This is a genomic window from Amycolatopsis orientalis (assembly GCF_000943515.2).
Lineage (GTDB): Bacteria > Actinomycetota > Actinomycetes > Mycobacteriales > Pseudonocardiaceae > Amycolatopsis > Amycolatopsis orientalis.
This window is the reverse complement of sequence record NZ_CP016174.1, coordinates 7,558,656-7,571,772: the sequence shown is the minus strand read 5'-3', so window position 1 is coordinate 7,571,772 and position 13,117 is coordinate 7,558,656. Positions and strand designations below refer to the sequence as shown.

The 13,117-nt window shown below is 68.6% G+C and carries 13 protein-coding genes; 6 read left to right on the top strand and 7 right to left on the bottom strand.

Annotated features, from left to right (window positions below):
* Positions 1–6: 6 nt before the first annotated feature.
* The 3 genes from SD37_RS32930 to SD37_RS32920 all read right to left on the bottom strand — a co-directional run bounded on the left by SD37_RS32930 (position 7) and on the right by SD37_RS32920 (position 4,312).
* On the bottom strand, positions 7–1,674 hold the full coding sequence (locus tag SD37_RS32930) for a GMC oxidoreductase (RefSeq protein WP_044856185.1): 1,668 nt from the start codon (positions 1,672–1,674) through the stop codon (positions 7–9).
* Complete coding sequence (locus SD37_RS32925) at positions 1,671–3,128, bottom strand: flavin-containing monooxygenase (RefSeq protein ID WP_044856184.1); 1,458 nt, start codon at positions 3,126–3,128, stop codon at positions 1,671–1,673. The genes SD37_RS32930 and SD37_RS32925 overlap by 4 nt, the downstream gene beginning before the upstream one ends.
* A gap of 80 nt (positions 3,129–3,208) precedes the next feature.
* The gene (locus SD37_RS32920) at positions 3,209–4,312 is read right to left on the bottom strand and encodes a winged helix DNA-binding domain-containing protein (protein WP_044856183.1); all 1,104 of its coding nucleotides are present in this window, start codon (positions 4,310–4,312) and stop codon (positions 3,209–3,211) included.
* Positions 4,313–4,390: 78 nt separating this feature from the next.
* On the opposite strand from SD37_RS32920, the gene SD37_RS32915 reads away from it, so the two are divergent.
* Positions 4,391–5,419 (top strand): AraC family transcriptional regulator, encoded by a 1,029-nt coding sequence (locus tag SD37_RS32915; protein ID WP_044856182.1) that lies wholly within the window; start codon positions 4,391–4,393, stop codon positions 5,417–5,419.
* Here the strand turns inward: SD37_RS32915 and SD37_RS32910 are convergent.
* On the bottom strand, positions 5,346–6,011 hold the full coding sequence (locus SD37_RS32910; protein ID WP_044856181.1) for a TetR/AcrR family transcriptional regulator: 666 nt from the start codon (positions 6,009–6,011) through the stop codon (positions 5,346–5,348). The genes SD37_RS32915 and SD37_RS32910 overlap by 74 nt on opposite strands.
* An 87-nt stretch (positions 6,012–6,098) precedes the next feature.
* On the opposite strand from SD37_RS32910, the gene SD37_RS32905 reads away from it, so the two are divergent.
* A complete protein-coding gene (locus tag SD37_RS32905; protein WP_044856180.1) occupies positions 6,099–6,995 on the top strand; it encodes a phosphotransferase in 897 nt (298 codons plus the stop codon).
* Positions 6,996–7,107: 112 nt separating this feature from the next.
* Positions 7,108–7,386, top strand: coding sequence for a hypothetical protein (locus SD37_RS32900; protein ID WP_044856179.1), 279 nt, complete (start codon positions 7,108–7,110; stop codon positions 7,384–7,386).
* A gap of 10 nt (positions 7,387–7,396) precedes the next feature.
* Here SD37_RS32900 and SD37_RS32895 read toward each other — a convergent pair whose 3' ends face one another.
* From SD37_RS32895 to paaI, 3 genes are read right to left on the bottom strand one after another with little or no spacing between them, the layout of a single operon-like run.
* The gene (locus SD37_RS32895) at positions 7,397–7,990 is read right to left on the bottom strand and encodes a TetR/AcrR family transcriptional regulator (protein WP_044856178.1); all 594 of its coding nucleotides are present in this window, start codon (positions 7,988–7,990) and stop codon (positions 7,397–7,399) included.
* Positions 7,987–9,270, bottom strand: coding sequence for a phenylacetate--CoA ligase PaaK (gene paaK, locus SD37_RS32890; protein ID WP_044856177.1), 1,284 nt, complete (start codon positions 9,268–9,270; stop codon positions 7,987–7,989). Before paaK ends, SD37_RS32895 begins: the two co-directional genes overlap by 4 nt.
* Positions 9,267–9,659: a hydroxyphenylacetyl-CoA thioesterase PaaI gene (paaI, locus tag SD37_RS32885; protein ID WP_044856231.1), complete on the bottom strand. Its 393-nt coding sequence runs from the start codon at positions 9,657–9,659 to the stop codon at positions 9,267–9,269. The genes paaK and paaI overlap by 4 nt, the downstream gene beginning before the upstream one ends.
* 204 nt (positions 9,660–9,863) lie before the next feature.
* Here paaI and paaZ point away from each other — a divergent pair, with 204 nt between their 5' ends.
* Genes paaZ through paaB form a run of 3 tightly spaced genes read left to right on the top strand, consistent with a single transcriptional unit; the run spans position 9,864 to position 13,116 of the window.
* On the top strand, positions 9,864–11,894 hold the full coding sequence (gene paaZ / locus SD37_RS32880) for a phenylacetic acid degradation bifunctional protein PaaZ (protein WP_044856176.1): 2,031 nt from the start codon (positions 9,864–9,866) through the stop codon (positions 11,892–11,894).
* Entirely contained in the window at positions 11,891–12,835 is a 945-nt protein-coding gene (gene paaA, locus SD37_RS32875) for a 1,2-phenylacetyl-CoA epoxidase subunit PaaA (protein ID WP_044856175.1), read from the top strand. Before paaZ ends, paaA begins: the two co-directional genes overlap by 4 nt.
* Positions 12,832–13,116 (top strand): 1,2-phenylacetyl-CoA epoxidase subunit PaaB, encoded by a 285-nt coding sequence (gene paaB / locus SD37_RS32870; RefSeq protein WP_037303338.1) that lies wholly within the window; start codon positions 12,832–12,834, stop codon positions 13,114–13,116. The genes paaA and paaB overlap by 4 nt, the downstream gene beginning before the upstream one ends.
* The last annotated feature ends 1 nt before the right edge of the window (position 13,117 follow it).

Here is a 13,117-nt window from a genome sequence, read left to right as displayed (position 1 = left end):
CGGGGGTCAGAGCGGGGTGAGGGGGAGGCGCAGGGCGGCCGGAGCGTGTGGGGGCACCACCGGTTTGAGAGGGGCGACGGGGGAGAGGCGGCGGTAGGGGGAGCCCAGCGGCGGCCGCGGGTCGGCCTCGCCCTTGTTGGGCCACAACGACATCGCGCGTTCCGCCTGCGCGGTGATGGTCAGCGACGGGTTCACCCCGAGGTTCGCCGAGATCGCCGAGCCGTCGGCGATGTGCAGGCCGGGATAGCCGTGCACCCGTTGGTACGGGTCGACGACGCCGGTCTCGGGGCTCTCGCCGATGGCGCAACCGCCGATGAAATGCCCGGTGATCGGGATGTTCGCCAGATCGGTCCACGCGCCCTGCGCCAGTCCGCCGATCTTGTCCGCGACCCGCCGGGTGACCTCGTGCCCGGCCGGGATCCACTCCGGGTTCGGGTCGCCGACGCCCTGTTTCGTGGTCATCCGGCGGCCGAAGAGCCCGCGTTTCGTGTACGTGGTCACGGAATTGTTCAGCGTCTGCATCACCAGCAGCCCGACCATCCGCTCCGACCAGTGCCGCGGATTGTGCAGCCGCGCCAGGTGCCGCCAGTTCCGCCGTAGCTCGCGCAAGCCCAGTACCCACCGGCGTTTGCCAGGCTCGGCGTCGACGAGCACCGTCGTCAGCAGTCCCATGAAGTTGCTGCCCTTGCCGTACCGCACCGGTTCGACGTGGGTGACGGCGTCGGGATGGATCGACGACGTGATCGCGACGCCGCGGGTGAAGTCGGTGTCCTTCCGCAGTGACCGTGCGGCGAGCACGGCCTCGGAGTTCGTCCTGGCGAGCAAGCCCAGCCGCGGCGACAGGTTCGGCAGCGTGCCGGCCTCCTTCAGGGAATGCAGGAGCCGTTGCGTCCCCAGGGAAGCGGCGGCGAAGACGACCTCCGTGGCGGTGAAGGTCCGCTTGCGCTTGCGCACCCAGCATCCTGTTTGGACGGTGTCGACCGCGTACCCGCCTTCGATCGGCCGGACCGACACCGCGGTGGTCAGCGGATGGACCTCCGCACCCGACTTCTCTGCCAGGTACAGATAGTTCTTGACGGTCGTGTTCTTCGCGCCGACCCGGCAGCCGGTCATGCATTCGCCGCAGTGCGTGCACGGTTTCCGCCGAGGCCCCTCGCCGCCGAAGAACGGATCGACGTCGCGTTTCCCGAAGTAGACGCCGACCGGGGTCGGCCGGTAGGTGTCTGCGATGCCCATGTCCTCGGCGACCTCGCGCAGCACCCGGTCGGCCGGGGTGACCAGCGGGTTCTCCACCACGCCCAGCATCCGTTTCGCCTGGTCGTAATGCGGGGCGAGTTCGGCCTTCCAGTCGGTGATATGCGCCCACTGCGGGTCTTGGTAGAAGGTGTCCGGGGGTTCGTAGAGCGTGTTCGCGTAGACGAGTGAGCCGCCGCCGACGCCCGCGCCGCTCAGCACGAACGTGTTCTTCAGCAGGGTCAGCCGCTGGATGCCGAAGCAGCCCATTTTCGGGGCCCACAGGTACTTCCGCAGCCGCCACGACGTCTTCGCGAACTCGTCGTCGGCGAATCTGCGGCCGGTCTCCAGTACGCCGACGCGGTAACCCTTCTCGGTGAGCCGTAACGCGGTCACACTGCCGCCGAAACCGGAGCCGATCACCAGCACGTCGTAGTTCATCGCGGGCCCGCCGTCCGGTAGTCGCCGAGGTCGAGGGTCTTCGTCCGGCGGTCGTATTCGCTCACCAGCCCCGGCCAGTTCGTGCTCACGCGGCCGTTGTCCTGGCGGTACCAGCTGGCGCAGGCCGTCCAGACACTCTGGCCCAGCCGTCGCTGGATCTCCTCGTCGTAGCGTTGCTCGACCTCGGGGACGACGTCCATATAGGACACTCCGGGGCGGCTGAGGTGTTCGACGGCTTGGCGGATGTAGCGGGCCTGCCGTTCGATCATGTAGATGATGGAGCCCGCGCCGAGGTTGGTGTTGGGGCCGTAGACGCAGAACAGGTTGGGGAATCCCGGCACGGTCATGCCGAGGTACGCCCGCGCGCCGCCTTTCCACGCGTCGGACAGTGACCTGCCGCCGAGCCCCTCCACCTTGAGTTCGCCGAGGAAATCCGTTGCCGCGAAACCGGTTCCGTAGACGATGACGTCGGCCTCGTGCTCGACGCCGTCCTCGGTGAGCACCCCGGAGGGGGTGATCGCGCTGATGCGCCGGGTCTCCACCGCGACGTTGTGCCGCGCCAGCGCGGGCAGGTACTCGTTGGTGAACAGGATCCGCTTGCAGCCCAGCGGATAGTCCGGGGTGAGCTTCGCGCGCAGGGCCCGGTCCTTGATGTGGCGGCGGCGCAACTGAGCCGCCCGTAGCTCGAAGACCTTGGCCAGTGACGGATGTTTCGTCATCGCGTAGGTCGCGTACTCGGCGAGGAGGAAGATCCGGAGCCTGCCGAGCAGTTGCGTGGCCGGCAGCGAGCGGAACAGCCGTTGCTGCCAGCGCCGGTAGGCGGTGTCCCGTTTGGCCAGGATGTAGGGCGCGGTGCGCTGGAACACCGTCAGCTCCGCGGCCTGACGCTGGAGTTCGGGCACGAACTGGATCGCGCTCGCGCCGGTGCCGATCACCGCGACCTTCTTGCCGCGCAGGTCGACGTCGTGGTCCCAGCGCGCGGAGTGGAAACTGGGGCCCTCGAAGGTGTCCTGGCCGGGGATGTCCGGCTGGACCGGCCGCGAAAGCTGTCCGACGGCGGGGACGAAGACGTTCGCTTCGTACGTCTCTCCGCCCGCGGTTTCGATACGCCAGAGCCCGCGCTCCTCGTCGAAGACGGCATCGGTGACGCGGGTGCCGAAGCGGATGTGCGGTTCGAGTCCGTAGCGGCGCACCACGCGTTTGAGGTAGGAGTGGATGTCGGGCTGCAGTGAGAACCGCTTCGGCCAGTCGGGATTGGGTTCGTAGGAGAACGAGTACAGCGGTGACGGGATGTCGCAGCCCGCGCCGGGGTAGGTGTTCTCCCGCCAGACCCCGCCTGGTTCGTCAGCGCTCTCCAGGATGGTGAAGTCGTCGATCCCGGCGCGTTTGAGCTCGATCGCCGTCCCGACCCCGCCGAAGCCCGTCCCTACGATCAGCACGCTCGTCTTGCCCATGCCGATCGAAGTTACGCACCGATCAGCCCTCCCGGAAGTGCACGTCCGGCCACTCAATCGAGATTTCCGGCCACCAGCCTTCAGTGGACGAAATGCACGGAGTGGGATTCGGACGTCGGGTGCGCCCAGACCAGGAGGCGGTGGGCGGAGCTTTCGAGAGTGTCCAGATCGCGCTTCGGGACGCGTTCGAAGGGCGTGATGACGACCGAAGCCGCCTTCTTCACCGTCTTGATCTCCCAGAAGCCCTTCACCGATCCGTCGACCAGGATGGTGCCCTTGACCAGGCCGTTCTGGGTGATGACGACCTTGCGGTACTCGTCGCTGATCACCCGCGTGCGGTCGGCGTAGGACAGGATCGTCTGGTCGAAAGGTCCCAGCAGCCGCGCCGGCGCGGGAATGTCCGGATCCGGCCGCGGCGCGTCTTCGAGGTCGAACAGCTCGCGCCCGTTCTCGTCACGGAACACCCGCAGTTCCGGGCGCAGCCGCTCGGCGACCTCACCGAGTTTCGTGATCCCGGCCCACGCCTGCGCGTCCTGCACGCCGGCCGGTCCGAACGCCGCCAAATAGCGCCGGAACATCGCTTCCGGCGACGGCGCCGAGTCCGGCTCGGCGCCCAGCCAGTCCCCGGTGGTCTGATACGTCGGCTGTCCCGACTTGCCCCATACGCCCCGCGGCGGGATCTGCACGAGCGGCAGCAGTGCCCGCGCGACGTGCACCAGCGACGACGGCGCGACGCCCTCCCAATGCTTCGCCAGTTCCGCGCCGAGGCCTGCCGACGAAAGCGGCCGCTCGCCGAGCAGTTTGCGGGCGGTGCGGGCGATCTCCTGGTGGTCAAGGTCCTTGATGTCAGGGCCGAACTGGGTGTTGCCGGTCACCGAGCGGTCGTAGAGGGGCTGCACGATCGGCCGCCACGCGAGCGCGTCCTCTGGGGTCACCAGGTGCACCGTGCCGCGCATGAGCGCGATCCGCACGACGCTCTTGTCCAGCAGCAGCTTGGCCAGGTCTTCCTGGCGGAAGCCGTGCAGCCGCGTCCACAGCGCGAAGTACGGCGGGTTGGGGGCCTGCGCCTGCAACCCGGCGAGGTGCTGGACCGCTTCGAGCGCGGTCATCTTCGAACGCCGGAGCAGCAGCTGCCGGTCCAGCATGGCGCGGTTCAGCGCGCGCCTGCTCAACGTGTCGGACATGACGATCACCCTAATGGGCATCCAGGACAGTTATGGTCCTCAATGCGCCGATCGCTGCCGGGATCCATAATCCCGGCCATGGAACTACCGCCGCCGGTGATCCGGGACTGGGACTACCCGCGCGGCACGGCGAGCATCGTGCTCATGGCCCGCTTCGCCGCCGAGAACGGCATCACGGGACTGGAGAACTACGAGCACGCCCCGGTCGACGGCCAGGTCGACGCGCGCCAGGAACTCGCGGTGGTCCGCGCCCTGGTCCGGGGGCTCGGCGGCGGGGACGATGTCGCGCTGCGGCTGAGCAGGCGGTACCGCGTCAGCGCGTTCGGCATCTTCGGCTTCGCGTGCATCAGCAGCCCCACGCTGGGCGACGCGATGCGTTTCGCGCTGAAGTACCTGGACCTGAGCTTCACCTTCTGCATCCCGCACGTGACCCTGGAAGCAGGACGGCTCGCGCTGACCATGGACGACAGCCGCGTACCCGCCGACGTCGCCCGCTTCCTGGTCCTGCGTGACCTCGGCGCCATCCACACCGTCATGCGCGACATCATGCCGGACATCTCCTTGCGCTCCCTGGCGTTCCGGCATGGACGTCCGTCCTCTGTGGACGAATACGTGCGGACCTTCGGGCTGGCGCCCTCGTTCTCGGCGCCGTCGCAGGTCGCCACCCTGGATCCGCTCCTCCTCGACAAACCGCTGCCACAGGCCAACGACCAGACCGTCGCGGTCTGTGCCGCGCAATGCGAGCTGCTGGTGTCGAGGAAACGGGAGCGGTCCGGGATCGCCCAGCAGGTCCGGGAAAGACTGGTGCGGCTCGGCGGGGTCGACGCGGGGATGGATGAGGTCGCGCGGCAGCTCGCCCTCAGCCCCCGGACGCTGCGGCGACGGCTGTTCGAGGCCGGGACCGGCTACCGCGCGCTGCTGGACGAGGTCCGCCAGGCGCTGGCGGAGGAGATGCTCGACACCGGCGCGCTCAGCGTCGAGGACGTCGCGCTGCGCCTGGGCTACGCCGAGGCGTCGAGCTTCATCTACGCCTTCAAACGCTGGAAGGGGATGACGCCGGCGGCCTATGCCCGGCGGAACGCGTTGCGAGGACGGCCGGGTAAGTGACCCGCAGCAGGTGCAGGATCGACTCGGTGAGGAAGACCCGCAGCTCCTCCCGGCCGAGCGTGCCGCGGATCAGCCACTCGCGGGACGCCGCGCGCAGCATCCCGCCGTACGAGCGGATCATCGCACGGAGTTCTTCACGGCCTTCGGTGATGTCGCTCATCAGCGCGGCCGCGAGCACACGGTCGGCGGCGATCTCGTCACCCTCCAGCATGATCCGCTCGACGTCCGGATCGCGGCCGACGGCCTCCTGTCCGATCGCGGTCAGCCACGCCTGCTCGTTGCGCTCGACGACTTCGATCCAGTGCCGGACGCTGATCGCGAGCCGTTCCTCGGCGGTGGTGTCGGGCAGGTTCTCGACCACCGGCGCCGGCACGATCATCATCTGCCGGACCACTTCCAGGTACAGCTCGCGCTTGCCGCCGAAGTAGTGGTTGATCAGCGGCCTGGCCACCCCGGCGGCCTTCGCGATGTCCGACGTCGACACGGAGGCATACGTGCCCGCGCCGAACAGCCGTCGCGCCGCGGCCAGGATCTCGGCACGCCGGGCGGCCGGTTCGAGGCGGCGCCGCCGGCTCTCCGGCTCGGTGTCCATGGGCCGAGCGTAGCCGTTGTCAGAGAACCCCGTAGTGCGCCGCGAGTCCTGCGAAATATCGTCCAGGCGGGGATACGCTGAGGACGTATGCGCCATACCTGGAACGACCTCCCCGGCACCGTGCGCGCCGCGATCGAGGCCGAGACGGGACCCGTGAGCCGAGTCGTGATACCGGCGGCCGGGCGTAACTCCGACTTCGCCGCCACACTGCACACGCGGCAGGGAGCGGTGTTCTGCAAGGGCATTGCCGACGCCGGAGGCAAGCGGGGAGCGATGCACCGCCACGAGGCGGATATCGCCCCGTATCTGCCTCCGGCCATATCGCCACGTCTGCTGTGGAAAGCCGAGGCGGACGGCTGGCTCGTGCTCGGCTTCCGCCATATCGCCGGCCGCCATGCCGATCTCTCGCCTGGTTCGGAGGACCTGCGGTTGGTTGCCGAGGCGGTATCCGTCATGGCCCGGGAACTGGGTGGTTTCACCGCGCCGAAGGTCCCGGTGCTGTCCGAGAAAATGGCGTGGATGGCGGGCTGGCGCCGCTTGCGCCATCAGCCCCTCGCCGGACTGGATCAGTGGAGCCGGGACCGACTCGACCTTTTCGTGAAACTGGAGGCCAAGGGGATCGAGGCGACGGTGGGGGACAGCCTGATCCATACCGACCTGCACCAGCTCAACATCCTGGTCGGCGGCGGTCGCGCTTGGGTGATCGATTGGGCCTGGTCTCAGACCGGCGCGGCGTGGATCGACGCCGCGCATCTCGTGGTCCGCCTCATCGATCAGGGCCACGACCCGGAAACCGCCGAGCACTGGGCGGCCACCACGTTCGCCTGGCCCGGCGTGTCACCCGAGGCCCTGACCGCCTTCTCCGTCGCGTTGCTGGGGATGTGGACCTACCTGCACCACACCGATCCGCTGCCGATGCGCGCCGGGGTCACCGCGGCGGCCCGGCGATGGGCCGAACATCGCCTGGTCATGGGCCGGGCGTAACTGTTTCAGGTGAGCGCTTGTCGTTACTCATTCGGAACAACCCACCGGTAACCCTCCGAGGCCCGGCGGCGACGTTGGGGGCGGGGGGACCGGGCGTCTTGGGTAGGGACGAATGGCCAGTGCTGAGCGCGATCCGGTCCGCCGTTCCGGGCGGTGGGTCAGTGTGCGCCTGCAGCACCGTGACGTCCGGATCCAGGGTGACACCGAGGACGAATGCGTCTCGTACGCGGGCATCGTGATCACCAGCTTCGAGAACGGCGCCAAGGTCGGCGAGCGGTGGATCCCGCTCGGCGTCGATCCGTCGGAGGCCGACGACGAACAGCTCATTCAGCAGCTCCGTGACGCGCTGATCTGGCAGGCGCGGCAGCCACCGAAGGCCGCCGGGGAGTAGCTGAAGCGCCCTACTGGGTCCGAAGGCCGTCGAAGGCGATCTTGCAGACCGCGTCCGCCAGTTCCGTGCCCGCGGAGCCCCGGCGCGGCCGGTACCACTCGATCAGCGAGTTCACCATGCCGTACAGCAGCCGCGCGGTGACCGCGGGATCGATGTCGGGCCGCACGTCGCCCTCGGTTTCGGCCTGTTTGACCAGTTCCGTGACCAGCCGGTCGAATTCGCGCCGCCGCGCCAGCGCGGCCCGTTCGATCTTGGTGTTGCCGCGGACCCGCAGCAGCAACGTGACGAACGGCAGCTGCTCCACCAGCACGAGGACACTGCCCCGCACCAGATGCTCCAGCTTCTCGATGGCCCTGCCCTCGAAGGACTCCGTCTCGGCGGCGACGGCGAACAGGCCGTTCAGCGCGCGGTCGACGGCGAGCCGCAGCAGTTCCTCCTTGCTCGGCACGTGGTGGTAGATCGCGGATTTCGTGATGCCGAGCTTGCGGGAGAGGTCCTCCATGCTGGTGCCGTCGTAGCCGCGTTCGTTGAACAGCTTGACGGCGACCTGCAGCAGCGATTCGAGGTCGTAGCCGGGGCGCCCCCGGCGGGCTGGCGTGCTCAACCGCGGTCCCGCTCGTCGAGTACGCGGCGCATCTTGCCCAGCGAACGCTCCAGAGTGTCCGGGTCGACCACCTCGACGCCGACGCTCACGCCGACCCCGTCCTTGACCCCGGCGATCAGTCGCGCGGCGGCTTCGGCGCGCTGCTCGGCCGTCGCGTCCGGGCGGGCCTCGACGCGGACCGTCAGGTGGTCCATCCGGCCCTTCGTGGACCGGATCAGCTGGAAATGCGGGGTGAGCGCGGGGGTCACCAGCACGACTTCCTCGATCTGCGTGGGGAAGACGTTGACGCCACGCAGGATGATCATGTCATCGGTGCGGCCGGTGACCTTCTCCATCCGCCGGTACGCCGGTCGCGCGGTGCCCGGGAGCAGCCGGGTGAGGTCGCGGGTGCGGTAGCGGATGATCGGCAGCGCCTGTTTGGTGAGCGAGGTGAACAGCAGCTCACCGGTGCCGTCGATCGGTTTTTCGGTGAACGGGTCGATCACCTCGGGGTAGAAGTGGTCCTCCCAGATGTGCAGCCCGTCCTTGGTTTCGACGCATTCCTGCGCGACGCCGGGCCCCATCACCTCGGACAGGCCGTAGATGTCGACGGCGTCGATGCCGACGCGCTCTTCGATCTCCGCGCGCATCTGCTCGGTCCACGGTTCCGCGCCGAAGATGCCGACCTTGAGCGAACTGGCCTGCGGGTCGACGCCCTGCCGTTCGAACTCGTCGAGCAGGGTGAGCATGTACGACGGGGTGACCATGATGATCTCGGGCTTGAAGTCGGTGATGATCTGCACCTGGCGCGCTGTCATGCCACCGGACGCGGGAATCACCGTGCAGCCCAGTTTCTCGGCGCCGTAGTGCGCGCCGAGACCGCCGGTGAACAGCCCGTATCCGTAGGCCACGTGGACCTTGTCGCCCGGCCGCCCGCCCGCCGCGCGGATCGACCGCGCCATCACCGTCGCCCAGGTGTCGATGTCTTCGGCGGTGTAGCCGACGACGGTCGGCTTGCCGGTGGTGCCGCTGGACGCGTGGATCCGGCTGACCTGCGATTCCGGCACCGCGAACATGCCGAACGGGTAGTTGTCGCGCAGGTCCTGTTTGGTGGTGAACGGGAACTTCGCCAGGTCTTCCAGCGCCTTGCAGTCGTCCGGGTGGACGCCCGCCTCGTCGAACTTCCTGGTGTAGAACGGCACGTTGTCGTAGGCGTGCCGCAGGGTCCACTGAAGGCGGTTCAGTTGCAGCGCCTGGAGTTCGTCGATGGTCAGGTTCTCGGCGTCGTCGCGGAAGCTCATCGTCCCGATGCTTTCTCGATGGTGCGGCTCCGGCCGCGGAATTCGGCGACGACCTCCGGCCCCTCGGGGGTCTCCCGGTGCACGGTGACGTCGTAGATGCCGTTGCGCCCGTAGCGGGTCCGCTCGGTGGCGGTGGCGATGAGGTGGTCGCCGAGCCGTCCGGCCGTGACGAAGGAGATCTCCGCGCCGGACGCGACGGTCACCGGGCCATGGCTGTTGCAGGCGCAGGCGAACGTCGTGTCGGCGAGCAGGAAGACGTAGCCGCCGTGCGCGATGCCGTGGCCGTTCACCATCGTTTCGGTGATCCACATGGTGGCGACGGCGCGCCCTTCGGCGGCCTCGATCAGCTCGATCCCCAGCGCGCTCGACGCCAGATCGTCGGCGAACATCGCGTGCGCCGCGTTGGTCGTCATGACACCACCTGGTTACTGACCGAATGGACGGTTGTTAAAGGGCGTCGCCAGTAAAGGCGCGCTTCCGCGTGGATGTCAAGGATCCGCCGCCGTCCGGGGGTTTGCAAGACCCGGACGGCGAGCTACAGTGAATTACTGAACGGACGGTCTGTAATTCACCATATTCGAAGGGTCGGCCCCATGGCATTGCTGCGCAGCTACGTCTCCGGCGGGTGGCACACGGCGGAAAACGACGGAGTACCGCTGCACGACGCCTCGACCGGTGAGGAGGTCGCCCGGGTCTCGTCCGAGGGCATCGACTTCGCCGCAGCGCTGGAATACGGCCGCCGCACCGGCGGTCCCGCGCTGCGTGAGCTGACCTTCCACCAGCGCGCGGCGTTGCTGAAGGCGCTGGCCTCGCACCTGCGCGAACACCGCGACGAGCTGTACGCGCTGTCGGCGCGCACGGGCGCGACCAAGACCGACTCGATGGTCGACATCGACGGCGGCATCGGCGTCCTGTTCGCCTACTCCAGCAAGGGCAAACGCGAACTGCCGAACGACACCGTCTACGTCGACGGCAACGTCGAGCCGCTGAGCAAGGGCGGCACCTTCGTCGCGCAGCACATCGCCGTCCCGCTGCGCGGGGTCGCCGTCCAGATCAACGCCTTCAACTTCCCCGTCTGGGGCCCGCTGGAGAAGTTCGCGCCCGCGTTCCTCGCCGGGGTGCCGAGCCTGATCAAGCCCGCCAGCCAGACGGCGTACCTGACCGCGCGCCTGGTCGAGATCATCATCGAGTCCGGCATCCTGCCCGAGGGCACGCTGCAGTTCGTCGCCGGCAGCGTCGGCGACCTGCTCGACCACGTCACCGCGCAGGACCTGGTCTCCTTCACCGGCTCCGCTTCCACCGCGCAGAAGCTGCGCGCGCATCCGGCGATCGTGCGCAACTCCGTCCGGTTCAACGCCGAGGCGGACTCGCTGAACCTGTCGATCCTCGGCCCGGACGCCAAACCCGGCACGACCGAGTTCGACCTCTTCGTCAAGCAGTTGACCACCGAGATGACGGTCAAGGCCGGCCAGAAGTGCACCGCCATCCGCCGCGCGTTCGTCCCCGCGGACCTGCTGGACGACGTCGCCGAGGCCGCGAGCGCGCGGCTGGCGAAGGTCACCATCGGCAACCCCACCGCCGAGGGTGTCCGCATGGGTGCGCTGGCCAGCCTGGAGCAGCGTGAGGAGGTCCGGCGGTCGCTGAAGGCGCTGCTGGACGTCGGCACGGTCGTCTTCGGCGACCCGGAGCGGGTCGAGGTCGTCGGCGCGGACGCCGAGCGTGGCGCCTTCATCTCGCCGGTCTTGCTGAAGGCGGACCCGGAGCGGTCCGAGCCGCACGAGGTCGAGGCGTTCGGCCCGGTGTCGACGCTGCTGCCCTACACCTCGACCGAGCAGGTCGTCGAACTCGCCGCCCGCGGCGGCGGCAGCCTCGTGGGTTCCGTGGTCTCCGCGGACAAGGAGTTCGTGCGCGAGGTCGTTCTCGGCGTCGCGCCGTACCACGGCCGCCTGCTGGTGCTCGACGCCGACGACGCCAAGGAGTCCACCGGCCACGGTTCGCCGATGCCGCAGCTGGTCCACGGCGGCCCCGGCCGCGCCGGTGGCGGCGAGGAGATGGGCGGCGTCCGCGGCGTGCTGCACCACATGCAGCGCACGGCCGTCCAGGGCAGCCCGGAGGTGCTCAGCACGGTCACCGGCCGCTGGGTCACCGGCGCGCCCCGGACCGAAAGCGACGTCCACCCGTTCCGGAAGTCGTTGGCGGAGCTGAAGATCGGCGACTCCGTCGTCGCCGGGCCGCGTGAGGTGCTGCAGTCCGACGTCGACCACTTCGCCGAGTTCACCGGCGACACCTTCTACGCGCACACCGATCCCGAGGCCGCCGCGGCGAACCCGCTGTTCGGCGGGATCGTGGCGCACGGGTACCTCGTGGTGTCGTTCGCCGCGGGCCTGTTCGTCTCGCCGGAGCCCGGCCCGGTGCTGGCCAACTACGGCCTGGAGAACCTGCGGTTCCTCACCCCGGTCAAGGTCGGCGACACCCTCACGGTGACCCTGACCGCCAAGCAGATCACCCCGCGCATCGACCAGGAGTACGGCGAGGTCCGCTGGGACGCCGACGTGACCAACGCCGACGGCGACTCGGTCGCCAAGTACGACGTGCTCACCCTGGTGGCGAAGGAGCAGTCATGACAGCGACGCTGCCTGAGGAAGACCTCGAACAGCATTTCGAAGCGACCATCGCGCGTGATCAGCGGATCGAGCCGCGCGACTGGGTGCCCGAGGGCTACCGCAAGACGATGATCCGGCAGATCGCGCAGCACGCGCATTCGGAGATCATCGGCATGCAGCCCGAGGGCAACTGGATCACCCGCGCGCCTTCCCTGCGGCGCAAGGCGATCCTGCTGGCCAAGGTCCAGGACGAGGCCGGGCACGGGCTGTACCTGTATTCGGCGGCGGCCACGCTCGGCGCGGACCGGGCGGACCTGACCGACAAGCTGATCAACGGCAAGCAGAAGTACTCGTCGATCTTCAACTATCCGACGCTGACCTTCGCCGACGTCGGCGTGATCGGCTGGCTGGTCGACGGCGCGGCGATCTGCAACCAGGTCCCGTTGTGCCGCAGCTCGTACGGGCCGTACGCGCGGGCGATGATCCGCATCTGCAAGGAGGAGTCGTTCCATCAGCGGCAGGGTTTCGAACTGCTGATGACGATGATGCGCGGCACCGAGAAGCAGCGGGAGATGGTGCAGGAGGCGGTGAACCGCTGGTGGTGGCCGTCGCTGATGATGTTCGGGCCGCCGGACGCGGATTCGCCGAACACCGCGCAGTCGATGGCGTGGAAGGTCAAACGCCACACCAACGACGAGCTGCGTCAGCGCTTTGTCGACATGTCCATTCCGCAGGCTGAGGCGTTGGGCGTCACCTTCCCGGATCCGGACCTCAAGTGGAACGCCGAGCGCGGGCACTACGACTTCGGTCAGGTCGACTGGGACGAGTTCAAGAACGTGCTGAAGGGCAACGGTCCCTGCAACGCCCAGCGCATCGCGCACCGGCGGCGGGCACAGGAAGACGGTGCGTGGGTACGCGAAGCCGCGACAGCCCACGCCGCGAAGAAAGGTGCCTCGGCATGAAGCACGACTGGCCGTTGTACGAGGTGTTCGTCCGGGGCAAGCGCGGCCTGAACCACGTCCACGTGGGTTCGCTGCACGCCGCGGACGACGACATGGCGCTGCATCACGCGCGGGATCTCTACACCCGCCGCAACGAGGGCGTGTCGATCTGGGTCGTGCGGGCGAGCGCCATCACGGCGTCCTCGCCGGACGAGAAGGACCCGTTCTTCGCGCCCAGCGGCGACAAGGTGTACCGGCACCCGACGTTCTACGACATCCCCGACAACGTCCCGCACATCTGAC

Excerpts from the sequence above, each read along its gene's own strand:
- SD37_RS32930 (WP_044856185.1), bottom strand. The coding sequence starts at position 1,674 with ATGAACTACGACGTGCTGGTGATCGGCTCCGGTTTCGGCGGCAGTGTG.
- SD37_RS32925 (WP_044856184.1), bottom strand. The coding sequence starts at position 3,128 with ATGGGCAAGACGAGCGTGCTGATCGTAGGGACGGGCTTCGGCGGGGTC.
- SD37_RS32920 (WP_044856183.1), bottom strand. The coding sequence starts at position 4,312 with ATGTCCGACACGTTGAGCAGGCGCGCGCTGAACCGCGCCATGCTGGAC.
- SD37_RS32915 (WP_044856182.1), top strand. The coding sequence starts at position 4,391 with ATGGAACTACCGCCGCCGGTGATCCGGGACTGGGACTACCCGCGCGGC.
- SD37_RS32910 (WP_044856181.1), bottom strand. The coding sequence starts at position 6,011 with ATGGACACCGAGCCGGAGAGCCGGCGGCGCCGCCTCGAACCGGCCGCC.
- SD37_RS32905 (WP_044856180.1), top strand. The coding sequence starts at position 6,099 with ATGCGCCATACCTGGAACGACCTCCCCGGCACCGTGCGCGCCGCGATC.
- SD37_RS32900 (WP_044856179.1), top strand. The coding sequence starts at position 7,108 with ATGGCCAGTGCTGAGCGCGATCCGGTCCGCCGTTCCGGGCGGTGGGTC.
- paaK (WP_044856177.1), bottom strand. The coding sequence starts at position 9,270 with ATGAGCTTCCGCGACGACGCCGAGAACCTGACCATCGACGAACTCCAG.
- paaI (WP_044856231.1), bottom strand. The coding sequence starts at position 9,659 with ATGTTCGCCGACGATCTGGCGTCGAGCGCGCTGGGGATCGAGCTGATC.
- paaZ (WP_044856176.1), top strand. The coding sequence starts at position 9,864 with ATGGCATTGCTGCGCAGCTACGTCTCCGGCGGGTGGCACACGGCGGAA.
- paaA (WP_044856175.1), top strand. The coding sequence starts at position 11,891 with ATGACAGCGACGCTGCCTGAGGAAGACCTCGAACAGCATTTCGAAGCG.
- paaB (WP_037303338.1), top strand. The coding sequence starts at position 12,832 with ATGAAGCACGACTGGCCGTTGTACGAGGTGTTCGTCCGGGGCAAGCGC.